General features: G+C 66.6%; 7 protein-coding genes. 5 read left to right on the plus strand and 2 right to left on the minus strand.

Annotation, left to right across the window (positions count from 1 at the left end):
- Positions 1–191: 191 nt before the first annotated feature.
- A complete protein-coding gene (rpoB, locus tag GSQ87_RS08050; protein ID WP_158914988.1) occupies positions 192–4283 on the plus strand; it encodes a DNA-directed RNA polymerase subunit beta in 4092 nt (1363 codons plus the stop codon).
- Between the two features lie 98 nt (positions 4284–4381).
- Positions 4382–8563, plus strand: coding sequence for a DNA-directed RNA polymerase subunit beta' (gene rpoC, locus GSQ87_RS08055; protein WP_158914989.1), 4182 nt, complete (start codon positions 4382–4384; stop codon positions 8561–8563).
- Positions 8564–8849: 286 nt separating this feature from the next.
- On the opposite strand, the gene GSQ87_RS08060 is transcribed toward rpoC, so the two are convergent.
- The gene (locus tag GSQ87_RS08060; protein WP_158914990.1) at positions 8850–9716 is read right to left on the minus strand and encodes a bifunctional 5,10-methylenetetrahydrofolate dehydrogenase/5,10-methenyltetrahydrofolate cyclohydrolase; all 867 of its coding nucleotides are present in this window, start codon (positions 9714–9716) and stop codon (positions 8850–8852) included.
- Between the two features lie 15 nt (positions 9717–9731).
- Complete coding sequence (locus GSQ87_RS08065; RefSeq protein ID WP_158914991.1) at positions 9732–10883, minus strand: bifunctional 2-C-methyl-D-erythritol 4-phosphate cytidylyltransferase/2-C-methyl-D-erythritol 2,4-cyclodiphosphate synthase; 1152 nt, start codon at positions 10881–10883, stop codon at positions 9732–9734.
- 96 nt (positions 10884–10979) lie between these two features.
- Here GSQ87_RS08065 and GSQ87_RS08070 point away from each other — a divergent pair, with 96 nt between their 5' ends.
- Genes GSQ87_RS08070 through GSQ87_RS08080 form a run of 3 tightly spaced genes read left to right on the plus strand, consistent with a single transcriptional unit; the run spans position 10980 to position 15500 of the window.
- Complete coding sequence (locus GSQ87_RS08070) at positions 10980–13214, plus strand: PAS domain-containing sensor histidine kinase (protein ID WP_158914992.1); 2235 nt, start codon at positions 10980–10982, stop codon at positions 13212–13214.
- Between the two features lie 28 nt (positions 13215–13242).
- On the plus strand, positions 13243–14637 hold the full coding sequence (locus tag GSQ87_RS08075; protein WP_158914993.1) for a sigma-54 dependent transcriptional regulator: 1395 nt from the start codon (positions 13243–13245) through the stop codon (positions 14635–14637).
- On the plus strand, positions 14637–15500 hold the full coding sequence (locus GSQ87_RS08080) for a D-amino-acid transaminase (protein ID WP_158914994.1): 864 nt from the start codon (positions 14637–14639) through the stop codon (positions 15498–15500). Before GSQ87_RS08075 ends, GSQ87_RS08080 begins: the two co-directional genes overlap by 1 nt.
- The last annotated feature ends 16 nt before the right edge of the window (positions 15501–15516 follow it).

A 15516-nucleotide genomic window follows, 5' to 3' on the forward strand; every position in this document is an offset into this window, starting at 1 on the left:
CAGCGCCGAGGCTCGATCCGCCGCCCTCCGATCGAGCGAAGGCGTGTCTTCGCGTAACACGCGAAGATCAAAGCTAGCGTCCGTCGGTCCGGCAGGATCGATCCGAGGGTGGACGCAGCAAAATTTCGGCGCGCCGTCACGCGCCGTCAGGCGGATACCGCGCGGCCTGACCCCCCGCGCAAGGGAGCATCATGGTTCACCTCAATACCGACGCCCTGTCGTTCACCGGCAAGAAGCGCATCCGCAAGTCGTTCGGCCGGATCCCCGAAGCGGTGCAGATGCCGAACCTGATCGAGGTTCAGCGCTCCTCCTACGAACAGTTCCTGCAGCGCGAGGTGCGGCCCCACGAGCGGCGCATCGAAGGTATCGAGGCGGTGTTCCGCTCGGTCTTCCCGATCAAGGACTTCAACGAGCGCGCCGTGCTCGAATACGTGTCCTATGAGTTCGAGGACCCCAAGTACGACGTCGAAGAGTGCATCCAGCGCGACATGACCTATGCGGCGCCGCTGAAGGTCAAGCTGCGCCTTATCGTGTTCGAAAACGACGAGGAAACCGGCGCCCGCTCCGTCAAGGACATCAAGGAGCAGGACGTCTACATGGGCGACATCCCGCTGATGACGGAGAAGGGCACCTTCATCGTCAACGGCACCGAGCGGGTGATCGTCTCGCAGATGCACCGTTCGCCCGGCGTGTTCTTCGACCACGACAAGGGCAAGACCCACGCCTCGGGCAAGCTGCTGTTCGCCGCCCGCGTGATCCCCTATCGCGGCTCGTGGCTCGACTTCGAGTTCGACGCCAAGGACATCGTCTATGTCCGTATCGACCGCCGCCGCAAGCTGCCCGCCTCGACCTTCCTGATGGCGCTCGGCATGGATGGCGAGGAGATCCTCAAGACCTTCTACGGCATCATCCCGTTCGAGAAGCGTCCGGGCGGCTGGGCCACCCCCTACAATTCCGATCGCTGGCGCGGTGTGAAGCCGACCTTCGCCCTGATCGACGCCGACACCGGCGAGGAGATCGCGCCCGCCGGCCAGAAGATCAGCGCCCGGGCCGCCAAGAAGTTCGCCGACGGCGGCGTGAAGACCCTGCTGGTGGCGCCTGACGCCCTGGTCGGTCGCTTCCTGGCCATGGACGCGGTGAACATGTCGACCGGCGAGATCTACGCCGAAGCCGGCGACGAACTCGACGCCGAGGCGATTCAGACCCTGGAAGACCAGGGCTTCAGCACCATCGAGGTGCTGGACATCGACCACGTCACCGTCGGCGCCTACATGCGCAACACCCTGCGCATCGACAAGAACAGCCACCGCGAGGACGCGCTGTTCGACATCTACCGCGTCATGCGTCCCGGCGAACCGCCGACCGTGGAAGCCGCCGAGAACATGTTCCGCGGCCTGTTCTTCGATTCGGAGCGCTACGACCTCTCGGCCGTGGGCCGGGTGAAGATGAACATGCGTCTTGAAGAAGACGTCTCCGACGAGATCCGCGTGCTCCGCAAGGAAGACGTGCTGGCGGTGCTGAAGCTGCTGGTCGGCCTGCGCGACGGCAGGGGCGAGATCGACGACATCGACAACCTCGGCAACCGCCGGGTGCGCTCGGTCGGCGAACTGCTGGAGAACCAGTACCGCGTCGGCCTGCTGCGCATGGAACGTGCGATCAAGGAGCGGATGTCCTCGGTCGATATCGACACGGTCATGCCGCACGACCTGATCAACGCCAAGCCGGCGGCGGCTGCAGTCCGCGAATTCTTTGGTTCCAGCCAACTTTCCCAGTTCATGGACCAGACCAACCCGCTGTCGGAAATCACCCACAAGCGCCGTCTCTCGGCGCTTGGCCCGGGCGGTCTGACCCGCGAGCGGGCGGGCTTCGAGGTGCGCGACGTGCACCCGACCCACTACGGCCGCATCTGCCCGATTGAAACGCCGGAAGGCCCGAACATCGGCCTGATCAACAGCCTGGCCACCCACGCCCGGGTGAACAAGTACGGCTTCATCGAAAGCCCCTACCGCCGGGTCACCGACGGCCGGGCGGTGGAGGACGTGGTCTACATGTCCGCCATGGAAGAGGCCAAGCACGTCATCGCCCAGGCCAATATCCCGCTGGGCGCGGACGGCTCGATCCTGGACGACCTGGTCCAGGTGCGCATGAACGGCGACGTCACCCTGTCCTCCAAGGACCTGGTCGACTACATGGACGTGTCGCCCAAGCAGGTGGTTTCGGTGGCCGCGGCCCTGATCCCCTTCCTTGAAAACGATGACGCCAACCGCGCACTGATGGGCTCCAACATGCAGCGCCAAGCGGTGCCGCTAGTGAAGTCCGACGCGCCCCTGGTCGGCACCGGCATGGAGGCCGTGGTCGCCCGCGACTCCGGCGCCACCGTGATCGCGCGGCGCACCGGCGTGGTCGAGCAGATCGACGGCACCCGTATCGTCGTGCGCGCCACCGAGGAAACCGACCCGACCAAGCCCGGCGTCGACATCTACCGCCTGTCGAAGTTCCAGCGCTCCAACCAGAACACCTGCATCAACCAGCGTCCGCTGGTGCGGGTAGGCGATCGGATCAAGACCGGCGACATCATCGCCGACGGTCCGTCGACCGATCTGGGCGAACTGGCCCTGGGCCGTAACGCCCTCGTCGCCTTCATGCCCTGGAACGGCTACAACTTCGAAGATTCGATCCTGATCTCCGAGCGGATCGTGTCCGACGACGTCTTCACCTCGATCCACCTCGAGGAGTTCGAGGTCATGGCTCGCGATACCAAGCTCGGGCCGGAGGAAATCACCCGCGACATCCCTAACGTCGGCGAGGAAGCGCTCCGCAACCTCGACGAGGCGGGCATCGTGGCCATCGGGGCCGAGGTCCAGCCGGGCGACATCCTGGTCGGCAAGGTCACGCCCAAGGGCGAAAGCCCGATGACCCCGGAAGAGAAGCTGCTGCGCGCCATCTTCGGCGAAAAGGCCAGCGACGTGCGCGACACCTCGCTGCGCCTGCCGCCCGGCGTCACCGGCACCATCGTCGAGGTCCGCGTGTTCAACCGCCACGGTGTGGACAAGGACGAGCGCGCGATGGCCATCGAGCGCGCCGAGATCGACCGCCTGGGCAAGGACCGCGACGACGAGTTCGCCATCTTGAACCGCAACATGCAGGGTCGCCTGCACGAGCTGTTCGTCGGCAAGGTCGCCGTCTCCGGGCCCAAGGGCCTGGGCCGCGGCGACATCACCGCCGAGAAGCTGGGCGAGATCCAGCCCGGCCTATGGTGGCAGATTGCGCTCGAGGACGAGAAGGCCATGGGCGAGCTGGAGGCTATGCGCCGCCAGTTCGACGAGGCCCGCAAGCGCCTCGACCGTCGCTTCGAAGACAAGGTCGACAAGCTGCAGCGGGGCGACGAACTGCCCCCCGGCGTGATGAAGATGGTCAAGGTGTTCGTCGCGGTGAAGCGCAAGCTGCAGCCCGGCGACAAGATGGCTGGCCGTCACGGCAACAAGGGGGTGATCTCCAAGATCCTCCCGGTCGAAGACATGCCCTTCCTCGAGGACGGCACCCACGTCGACCTGGTGCTGAACCCGCTGGGCGTGCCCTCGCGCATGAACGTCGGCCAGATCTTCGAGACCCACCTGGGTTGGGCGTCCGCCGGCCTCGGCCGTCAGATCACCAAGCTGATGGAAGCCTGGCAGAACGGCGGTCAACGCGCGGCCCTGGTCGAGAAGCTGACCGACATCTACGGGCCGGACGTGCCTCTGCCCGAGACCGACGAGGAGTTGGTCGAACTGGCCCGCAACCTCGGCAAGGGCGTTCCGATCGCCACCCCGGTGTTCGACGGAGCGCACATCCCCGACATCGAGGACATGCTGGAGAAGGCGGGCCTCGACCGTTCGGGTCAGAGCCAGCTCTATGACGGTCAGACCGGCGAGCCGTTCAAGCGCATGGTCACGGTCGGCTACATCTACATGCTGAAGCTGCACCACCTGGTCGACGACAAGATCCACGCCCGCTCCATCGGGCCGTACTCGCTCGTCACCCAGCAGCCGCTGGGCGGCAAGGCCCAGTTCGGCGGTCAGCGTTTCGGGGAAATGGAGGTGTGGGCCCTCGAAGCCTACGGCGCCGCCTACACCCTGCAGGAGATGCTGACGGTGAAGTCCGACGACGTCGCCGGCCGCACCAAGGTCTACGAGGCCATCGTTCGCGGCGACGACAGCTTCGAGGCCGGCATTCCGGAGAGCTTCAACGTGCTCGTGAAGGAAATGCGTTCGCTCGGCCTGAACGTGGAGCTGGAGAACAGCTGATCCGCTGATCACCGCCCGACATCGATATAGCGAGGGGAGGGGCCGTCAGTTCCTCCCCACCCGCTTTCCAACCTTCTGACGACAGACTGGGAAACCTCATGAACCAGGAAGTCCTGAATATCTTCAATCCGGTCCAGGCCGCTCCGACCTTCGACCAGATCCGCATTTCGCTCGCCTCTCCCGAAAAGATCCGTTCGTGGTCCTTCGGCGAGATCAAGAAGCCCGAGACGATCAACTACCGGACCTTCAAGCCGGAGCGCGACGGCCTGTTCTGCGCCCGCATCTTTGGCCCGACCAAGGACTACGAGTGCCTGTGCGGCAAGTACAAGCGCATGAAGTACAAGGGCATCATCTGCGAAAAGTGCGGCGTCGAAGTCACCCTGGCCCGCGTCCGTCGCGAGCGCATGGGCCACATCGAACTGGCCAGCCCGGTCGCCCACATCTGGTTCCTGAAGTCGCTGCCGAGCCGCATCGCCCTGATGCTCGACATGCCGCTGAAGGACATCGAGCGGGTCCTGTACTTCGAATACTACATCGTCACCGAGCCGGGCCTGACCGCCCTGAAGCAGCACCAGCTGCTCTCGGAAGACGAATACATGCGCTACCAGGATGAGTTCGGCGACGACAGCTTCACCGCCGAGATCGGCGCCGAGGCGGTTCGTAACCTGCTGATGGCGATCGACCTGGAAAAGGACGCCGAGCGTCACCGCGCCGAACTGGCCGACAGCCCGTCGGAGATGAAGGCCAAGAAGGCGTCCAAACGCCTGAAAATCCTCGAAGCCTTCATGGAATCCGGCAACAAGCCGGAGTGGATGATCCTGACGGTCGTGCCGGTGATCCCGCCGGAACTGCGCCCGCTGGTGCCGCTGGACGGCGGTCGCTTCGCCACGTCCGACCTGAACGACCTGTATCGCCGGGTCATCAACCGCAACAACCGTCTCAAGCGCCTGATCGAGCTGCGCGCGCCCGACATCATCATCCGCAACGAGAAGCGGATGCTGCAGGAAGCCGTCGACGCCCTGTTCGACAACGGCCGTCGCGGCCGGGTCATCACCGGCGCCAACAAGCGTCCGCTGAAGTCGCTGGCCGACATGCTGAAGGGCAAGCAGGGCCGCTTCCGTCAGAACCTGCTCGGCAAGCGCGTCGACTATTCCGGCCGTTCGGTCATCACCGTTGGCCCGGAACTGAAACTGCACGAGTGCGGCCTGCCGAAGAAGATGGCGCTGGAGCTGTTCAAGCCCTTCATCTACGCGCGTCTGGACGCCAAGGGCCTGTCGGGCACCGTCAAGCAGTCCAAGCGCATGGTCGAGCGCGAGCAGGGCGCGGTGTGGGACGTGCTGGAAGAGGTGATCCGGGAACACCCGGTGATGCTGAACCGCGCGCCGACGCTTCACCGCCTGGGCATCCAGGCGTTCGAGCCCAAGCTGATCGAAGGCAAGGCCATCCAGCTGCACCCGCTGGTCTGCGCCGCGTTCAACGCCGACTTCGACGGCGACCAGATGGCCGTGCACGTCCCGCTGAGCCTCGAGGCCCAGCTGGAAGCGCGCGTGCTGATGATGTCGACAAACAACATCCTCAGCCCCGCCAACGGCCGCCCGATCATCGTGCCCTCGCAGGATATCGTGCTGGGTCTCTACTACCTGTCGCTGGCGCGTGAGAACGAGCCTGGCCAAGGCAAGCTGTTCGCCAACCTCGGCGAGATCGACGCGGCCCTGGATGCGCGGGTGGTCACCCTGCACACCAAGATCAAGGCCCGCTTCGAGGAGATGGACCCGGACGGCAAGCTCGTCACCCGCGTGATCGACACCACGCCGGGCCGGATGAAGATCGCCGCCCTGCTGCCGCGTCACCAGGCGATCGGCCACCGTATGGTGGCCAAGCCGATGACCAAGAAGGAGATCGGCAACCTGATCGACGCCGTCTATCGCCACTGCGGCCAGAAGGCGACGGTGATCTTCGCCGACCAGGTGATGGGGCTGGGCTTCCGCGAGGCGGCCAAGGCCGGCATCTCGTTCGGCAAGGACGATATCGTCATCCCCGAGCGCAAGATCACGCTGGTAGACGAGACCCGCAAGCTGGCGACCGAATACGAGCAGCAATACGCCGACGGCCTGATCACCCGGGGTGAGAAGTACAACAAGGTCGTCGACGCGTGGGCCAAGGCCACCGACCGCGTCGCCGACGAGATGATGCTGGAAATCTCCCAGGCCCCGATCGACGAGAACGGTCGTGAGCTCGAGATCAACTCCATCTTCATGATGGCCCACTCCGGCGCCCGGGGCTCCCAGGCCCAGATGAAGCAGCTCGGCGGGATGCGCGGCCTGATGGCCAAGCCGTCCGGCGAGATCATCGAGACGCCGATCATCTCCAACTTCAAGGAAGGCCTGACCGTGCTGGAGTACTTCAACTCCACCCACGGCGCCCGTAAGGGTCTGGCCGACACCGCCTTGAAGACGGCGAACTCGGGCTACCTGACCCGTCGTCTGGTCGACGTGGCGCAGGACTGCATCATCACCGAAGAAGACTGCGGCACCACGCGCGGCATCACGCTGCGCGCGGTCGTGGAGGGCGGCGACGTGCTCGTCTCCCTCGGCCAGCGTGTCCTGGGTCGCTCCGCGGCCGAGGACATCAAGGACCCGTCGTCGGGCGAAGTGATCATCCCGGCCGACACCTATCTCGACGAGGTCCTGATCGACGTCATCGAGAAGGCGGCCGTGCAGTCGATCAAGGTCCGTTCCGTGCTGACCTGCGAGGCCGCGACCGGCGCTTGCGGCGCCTGCTACGGTCGTGACCTGGCGCGGGGCACGCGGGTCAACATCGGCGAGGCTGTCGGCGTGATCGCCGCCCAGTCCATCGGCGAGCCCGGCACCCAGCTGACCATGCGCACCTTCCACATTGGCGGCACCGCCCAGGTGGCGGAGCAGTCCTTCTACGAGGCCGCCAACGAGGGCCTGGTGAAGTTCGCCATGGGCTCCACCGTGCGGGCGGTGAACGGCGAACTCGTCGCCATGAACCGCAACATGCAGGTGGTGATCCAGGTCGACGGCAAGGATCGGGAATCCTACAAGCTGCCCTACGGCGCCCGCCTGAAGGTAGCCGAGGGCGACACGGTCAAGCGCGGTCAGCGCCTGGCCACTTGGGACCCCTACACCACCCCGATCATCACCGAGGTGGGCGGCAAGGTCCGCGCCGAAGACCTGGTGGACGGCATCTCCGTCCGCGAGGAGACCGACGAGGCCACCGGCATCGCCAACCGCGTCGTCGCCGACTGGCGCGCCAGCCCTCGTGGTTCGGACCTGCGTCCGGCCATGGCCGTGGTGGACGCCGACGGCGCCTACCTGCGCCTGTCCAACGGGGCGGACGCCCGCTACCTGCTGCCCGCGGGTGCGGTTCTGTCCGTGACCGAGGGCGACGACGTGCGTCCCGGCGACGTGCTGGCCCGCCTTCCCACCGAGTCGGCCAAGACCCGCGACATCACCGGCGGTCTGCCGCGGGTGGCGGAACTGTTCGAGGCCCGTCGGCCGAAGGACTGCGCCATCATCGCGGAAATGTCGGGCCGGGTCGAATTCGGCAAGGACTATAAGAACAAGCGCCGTATCAAGATCACGCCTGAGGATGGCGAGACGGTCGAGTTCCTGATCCCCAAGGGCAAGCACATCGCCGTCCACGACGGGGATTTCGTCAGCAAGGGCGAATACATCATCGACGGCAACCCCGACCCGCACGATATCCTGCGCGTCGAAGGCGTCGAAGCCCTGGCCGAATACCTGGTCAACGAAATCCAGGAAGTCTATCGTCTGCAAGGCGTGCCGATCAACGATAAGCATATCGAAGTGATCGTGCGTCAGATGCTGCAGAAGGTGGAAATCCTCGAGCCCGGCGACACCGGCTTGATCAAGTCCGACCACCTGGACAAGACCGAGGTCGACGAAGAGAACGCCAAGACCGAAAAGCGTGGTGGTCGCGTCGCGATCACCCAGCCGGTCCTGCTCGGGATCACCAAGGCTTCGCTGCAGACGCGCTCGTTCATCTCCGCGGCCTCCTTCCAGGAGACCACCCGCGTGCTGACCGACGCCTCCGTCCACGGCAAGGTCGACACCTTGGAAGGCCTGAAGGAGAACGTGATCGTGGGTCGCCTGATCCCGGCGGGCACGGGCTCCTATCTGCGCGGCCTCCAGCGCATCGCCGCCCAGCGCGACGAGGCCCTGACGGCGCAACGCGAGGAGGCCATCGAAGCCTTCCCCGCGCAGATCGAGCAATCGATGGCCGAGGAAGCGTAGGCGGATACACCGCCGACCTTCGAGGTTGAATACGAAGCGGCCCGGGAGAGCGATCTCCCGGGCCGTTTTCTTGAGCTGCATCGAGGGCAGGAGGGACGGGACCTATAAGGGTGCACGCCCTCTTCATCCGTCTTCCCCGGCTTGATCGGGGGACCCATGGCGCGACGCTTCCGCCGCCTCATGGGCTGACAGACCTGTTCCATGGATCCCCCGATCAAGTCGGGGGAAGACGGAGGGGGTCAGCTTCGGCCGGGAGATAGGCTGGCGACGAGCTCGACTGGAACCGTTAGGCCGCCGCGTGAGCGTTGCGCGCCCTGGCGGCCCGCAAGGTGTTCTCCATCAGGCAGGCGATGGTCATCGGACCGACACCGCCTGGAACCGGGGTGATCGCGCCCGCCACCTCGACGGCCTCGTCAAAGGCTACATCGCCCACCGTCCGCATCTTGCCGTCGGGTTGGCGCACGCGCGTGGTGCCGACGTCGATCACCACCGCCCGCGGCTTGATCCAGTCGCCGCGCACTAGGCCGGGCTTGCCGACGGCGCTGACCAGGATGTCGGCGCCTCGGCAGATGAACTGGGTGTCGCGCGTGTGGATATGGGCCTGGGTCACCGTCGCCTGTTCGGCTAGCAGCAAGGCGGCGACCGGCTTGCCGACGATGTTGGAGCTGCCAATGACCACAGCGTGGCTGCCGGTCAGATCGGGGACGACCGACTTGATCAGCTTCATGCATCCCAGCGGCGTGCAGGGGATCAGGCCCTCTGCACCCTGGGACAGCAGGCCGGCGTTGAGCGCATGCAGTCCGTCCACATCCTTGGAGGGGTCCACGGCGGCCATGATGCGCAGGGTGTTCAGGTGCGCGGGCAGGGGGAGCTGGACCAGGATGCCGTCGATCTCGTCGCGCCCGTTCAGCGCGTCGATCACCGCGAGCAGCTCGACCTCGGACACGTCGGCCGGCAACAGCTTCAGTTCCGCGTGGAAGCCGACCTCCTTCGCGCGCTTGGCCTTGCCGTTGACGTAGACATGGCTGGCGGGGTCGTCACCGGCCAACACCACGGCCAGGCCCGGCGGACGGGACATGTCGACCACCGCCTTGGCCACCTCGTCCAGCACCAGTTGCGCGAGCTTTTTGCCGTCTATAATCTCGGCCGTCATCTGTCCTCGCTATGGTTAGGCCGGCGTTTCGACCGTGGCGATGGCTTGGGCGGCAAGACCTTCGCCGCGGCCGGTGAAGCCCATCTCCTCCATGGTGGTCGCCTTCACGCTCACCCGGTCCAGCGGCAGGCCGAGCAGTTTGGCGAGGCGCTCGCGCATGGCGGCGCGGTGCGGTTTGATCTTGGGCCGTTCGCAGACCAAGGTCACGTCCACGTTCAGCAGCCGGCCGCCCTTGCGCTTCACCAGTTCCACCGCGTGCAGCAGGAACAGGTCCGAGGCCGCGCCGCGCCATTGCGGATCGGTCGGCGGGAAATGGTCGCCGATGTCGCCTTCGCCGATCGCCCCCAGGATGGCGTCGGTCAGGGCGTGCAGGCCGGCGTCGGCGTCGGAATGGCCGATCAGCGATTGGTCGTGAGGAATCGCGATCCCGCACAGCCAGACCGACGTCCCCTCTCCGAACCGGTGGGCGTCGAGCCCCTGGCCCACGCGCACCACGCGTGCGGCGCCCGCCAAGGCTTCGGCCATGGGAAAGTCCTCCGGATAGGTCAGTTTCATCAACATGGGATCGCCGGGCGTCAGCGCCACGCGTCCGCCCACACGCTCCAGCACCGCTGCGTCGTCGGTCGGGGTCTCGCCGGCCGGCCAGCGGGCGTAGGCGTCCACCAGCGCGGTGTAGCGGAACGCCTGGGGCGTCTGGGCGCGCCAGAGACCGTCGCGACCCGGGGTTTCGATGACGATCCGATCGGGGCCCGTGCGCTTGAGCGTGTCGCTGACGGGCAAGGCGGGCAGGGCGCCTTCGGCCTGCTCCAGCGCGCCCAACAGGTCGGCAATGTGAGCGGAGGTCACGAAGGGCCGGGCCGCGTCGTGGATCAGCACCGCCTCGGGCGGGTGCGCGCGCAGGGCGTCCAGACCCGCCCGCACCGAATCGATTCGCTCGGTCCCGCCGATCACGATCTCGAGACCTTCCAATCCGACGAAGACCTCGGCGGCGATGGCGGCGTCCTCCTTGGAGATCACCACGACCAGCGGCCGGGCTCCGGCCGCCATCAGCGTCTCGGCGGACCATAGCGCCACGGGCTTTCCCGCGACCTGGCGCCATTGCTTGGGTGTCTCTCCACCCGCCCGCCGACCGACGCCGGCGGCCACGATCACGGCCGCAAATTGCATGGCGCGCTTTTGGAGCTTGGCGGCGGCCTTGTCCAGGGTGACGCGTCAGCGCAACAAGCTGTTGAAAACGTAGCACAGGTGGCTAAGCCTATACGGATGTCCGAAGCGATCGCGCCGGATGTCGAAGACCGCCTCGATCGCAACGCCGCCCTCGAGGCGTCGATGCGGCCCAAAGGCGCCTACGTCTTCGGCGTCCTCTTTATCCTGACCGCGCTGGTGACGGCGGTGGCGGTGTTCCTGACCGTCGGTGCGCCGGCGACTCGCCCGCTCGCCGCGCCGCGGAGCTTCGTGGTCTTCGTCCTCACCGCCAACCTGGTGGTGATTCTGGGACTGGCCAGCATAGCCGCGCTGCGGGTCGTCAGCCTGTTCGGCCCCAATGCGAAGAATGCGGGCGTGCGCCTGCATCGCCGGTTCGTCATCACCTTCGCCCTCTCGGCGGTCGCGCCGGCGGTGATCATGGCGGTGTTCTTCGGCCTGCTGATCAACCAGGGGGTGGAGACCTGGTTCTCCAACCGCGTGCGTACCGTGGTCGACAACGCCGCAACCGTCACCCACGCCTATATCGACGAACAGCAGGAGTTCATCCGCAACCGGATGGGGCCGATGGCCGAGGACCTCAACCGCAACGAGGCCAGCTTCGAACGTTCCCGCCTGCAGTTCAGCGGCATCCTGGCGACCGAAGTGGTCGTGCGGGACATGGCGGCGGTCTATCTGATTGACAGCGAAGGCCGGGTGCTGGCCCGCGCAGAGCAGCCGTCGGCGCCGCCCTTCCTCGCCCCGCCGCCCGAGGCCATCGCGGCGGCCGCTAAAAAGGACGAGGTGAGCACGCCCTTCTCCACCGACTACGTTCGCGGCGTCATGCGGCTGCGGGCCTATCCGGAAGCTTATCTGTACGTGGCGCGACCGATGGGCGAGGGGATCATGGCCCAGCTTCGCCGCTCGCAGCAGTCGGTCATCGCCTACCGGCAAGCGGACCGTTACAGCGCTCGCATCCAGGCCATCTTCCTGCTCGCCTACGTGGAGACCGGCCTGCTGGTTCTAGTAGGGGCCGTCTGGGTCGGCATCAGCGTCGCCACTCAGATCGCCGCCCCCGTCTCGCGTCTGGTCCAGGCTGCCGACCAGGTGGCGTCCGGCGATCTGAGCGCGCGGGTGGACACCCGCAAGGACCCTGAGGAGATCGCCGTCTTATCTCGCGCATTCAATAGGATGACGAGCGATCTTCAGACCCAGCAGGCGGCCCTGACGGCTGCAAGCGAGGACGCCCAATCGCGGCGGCGGTTCATCGAAGCGGTCCTGTCGGGGGTCAGCGCCGGCGTCGTCGGCCTGGATGCGGCCGGACGGGTGTCGGCGATCAATGCGCGGGCGCTGGCCTTGCTGGGTCTGGACGAGGCGGCCGCGCTTGGCCGCTCGTTGGCGAACGCGGCGCCGGAGATGGCTGAGGTGATGGCGCGCGCCGCCAGTTCCGGACACGACGCCGAGGCCGAGCTGGACATCCTACGCGGCGCCGACACCCGCAGGCTTCGCGTCCGCGTCTCGGGTCGCAGCGAAACCGGGCTGGTATTGACCTTCGACGATATCACGCGCCTGCTGACCGCTCAGCGCAACGCGGCCTGGCGCGACGTCGCCCGCCGTATCGCCCACGAGATCAAGAACCCGCTCACCCCCATCCAGCTGTCCGCCGAGCGAATCCGCCGTCGATACCGCAAGGAGATCACCAGCGATCTGGACACTTTCGACCGCTGCACCGACACCATCATCCGCCAGGTGGGCGACATCGGCCGGATGGTGGACGAATTCTCCTCCTTCGCGCGTATGCCCGCGCCCAAGCTGGCGACGGAGGACGCCGCCGAACTGCTGCGCCAAGCGGTATTCTCCGAACGGGTGGCCAATCCCGACGTCGAGGTGCTCAGCGAGATTTCCGAAGGCGAGGTCCATCTGGTCTGCGACGGACGCCTGGTCGCCCAGGCCCTGCTGAACGTGTTGAAGAACGCAGGCGAGGCGATCGGCGCCCGCGTCGCCACTCAGCCGGAACCGCCTGGCCGCATCGTCGCACGACTGTTGATCGAGCCGACCAGCATCGTGTTCGAAGTCGAGGACAACGGTCTGGGCCTGCCCAACAAGGATCGCGACCGGCTCACGGAGCCCTACGTCACCACGCGCGAGAAGGGCACCGGCCTTGGTCTGGCCATCGTCAAGCGCATCCTTGAGGAACACGGGGGCGAATTGGAGCTGACCGATGCGACCCTGGGTCGGGGCGCCCGCGCGCGACTGGTCTTTCCTGCGCTGCATGCGGCCTCGGCGCCCGCACCTTTCAGCGTTGCAACTGTCTGAAGCGATGATTCGCGTCTAAGGGTACCAAATGGCGACCGATATCCTCGTCGTGGACGACGAAGCTGACATCCGCGACCTTGTCGGCGGCATCCTGGAAGACGAGGGCTACGCCGTGCGTACCGCGGCGGATTCCAACGCCGCCCTGGCGGCGATCCGCGCGCGTCGGCCGGCGCTGCTGATTCTGGACATCTGGATGCAGGGCGGCGGCCTGGACGGGCTGGAGCTGCTGGACCTGGTCAAGGGCTTCGACGCCGACCTGCCGGTGCTGATGATCTCGGGCCACGGCAACATCGAGACCGCCGTCAGCGCCATCAAGCGCGGCGCCTACGACTTTCTGGAAAAGCCCTTCAAGGCCGACCGTCTGCTGATCGTGGTCGAGCGCGCGCTGGAAGCCGCTTCGCTCAAGCGCGAGAACAAGCGGCTGCGCACCCAGGCCATCGCCCCTGAAGGGGTCATCGGCCACTCCGCCGTGGTGCAGCAGCTGCGTCAGCTCGTGTCCAAGATCGCGCCCGCCAACAGCCGCATCCTGGTGTCCGGACCGCCAGGCTCGGGCAAGGAGCTGGTAGCGCGGATGATCCACGAGAGCAGCCCGCGCACCAAGAACGAGTTCGTGGCCATCAGCGCCGCCGGCCTCTCGCCCGAACGCATGGAGCTGGAGTTGTTCGGCGAGGAAGGCGAGGGCGGCCGTCCGCGCAAGATCGGCGTGTTCGAGCGCGCCCACGGCGGCACCCTGTTCCTCGACGAGGTGGCCGACATGCCCCGCGAGACCCAGGGGCGTATCTTGCGGGTGCTGGTCGAGCAGCGTTTCCGCCGCGTGGGGGGCGAGGAGAACGTCCAGGTCGATGTGCGGGTGATCTCGTCCTCGTCGAAGAACCTGCGCGAGGAGATCGAAACCGGCCGTTTCCGCGAGGACCTGTTCCACCGCCTGAACGTGGTGCCGGTGCGCGTGCCGGGCCTAGGCGAGCGGCGCGAGGACATCGCCGAACTGGTGGATTACTTCATCGACCGAATCAGCGAGGCCACGGGCTTGCCCAAGCGGATTCTAGGCGAGGACGCCATCGCCACCCTGCAGATCCACGACTGGCCGGGCAATGTCCGTCAGCTCCGCAACAATGTGGAGCGCCTGCTGATCCTGGCCTCGGGCGACCCTTCCGAGGTGATCACCGCCGAGATGCTGCCGTCGGAGGTCGCGGCGGCCGGGGCTGCGGGATCGATGGGGCCGGAGCGGATCATCGCCCTGCCGCTGCGCGATGCGCGCGAGGTGTTCGAGCGGGAGTATCTCACCGCCCAGATCCTGCGCTTTGGCGGAAATATATCGCGCACGGCGGCCTTTATCGGCATGGAGCGCTCGGCGCTGCACCGCAAGCTGAAGTCGTTGGGCGTTTCGCCCTTGCGGGGCGGCGACGAGAGCGAAGAGGACTGATGTCGCGCGTCGCCTATGTGAACGGCCGATACCTCCCTCACGGCGAGGCTATGGTCCATATCGAGGATCGGGGCTTCCAGTTCGCCGACGCCGTCTACGAGGTCTGGGCGGTGCTCGACGGCCGGCTGACCGACGCGGAAGGCCATCTGGCCCGGCTCGAGCGGAGCCTGTCGGAGCTGCGCATCGGCTGGCCGCGCAGTCGCGCCGCCCTGCTGACCGTGGTGCGCGAGACCGTGCGCCGAAACCGCATCCGCGACGGCTTGGCCTATCTGCAGGTCACCCGTGGCGTCGCCCGCCGGGACCACCCGTTTCCGTCGCCGGCCCCTCAGCCCACCGTGGTGGTGACGGCCAAGGCGCTCGATCTGGGAGCGATGGAGGCCAAGGCGGATAAGGGCGTGACGGTGATCTCCCAACCGGACCAACGCTGGGGTCGCTGCGATATCAAGACCGTGAGCCTGCTGCCCAACGTCCTCGCCAAGCAGGCGGCGCGGGAGGCGGGCGCCTATGAGGCCTGGCTGATAGATCAAGACGGCCTGGTCACCGAGGGCGCCTCGACCAACGCCTGGATCGTGGACGCCAACGGCGCGCTCCGTACGCGCGATACCGGCGCCAACATCCTGCGTGGGATCACCCGCGCCACCCTGATCGAGCTCGCCCGCGAAATCCAGATCCGGGTCGATGAGCGACCCTTCTCCCTGGAAGAGGCGAAGACGGCGCGCGAAGCCTTTCTGACCGCGGCCAGCGCCTTCGTCACGCCGATCACGGCGATCGACGGCGTCCTGGTGGGAGATGGACGACCGGGTCCTGTGACTCGTCGTCTTCGCGCCCTATATCTGGATCACGCCAGGCGAAACGCCTGGTAATCCCTCCAAGTGGGAT

Origin of the sequence: Caulobacter sp. S45, from assembly GCF_009765965.1 — a bacterium.
Classification (GTDB): Bacteria; Pseudomonadota; Alphaproteobacteria; order Caulobacterales; family Caulobacteraceae; genus CAHJWH01.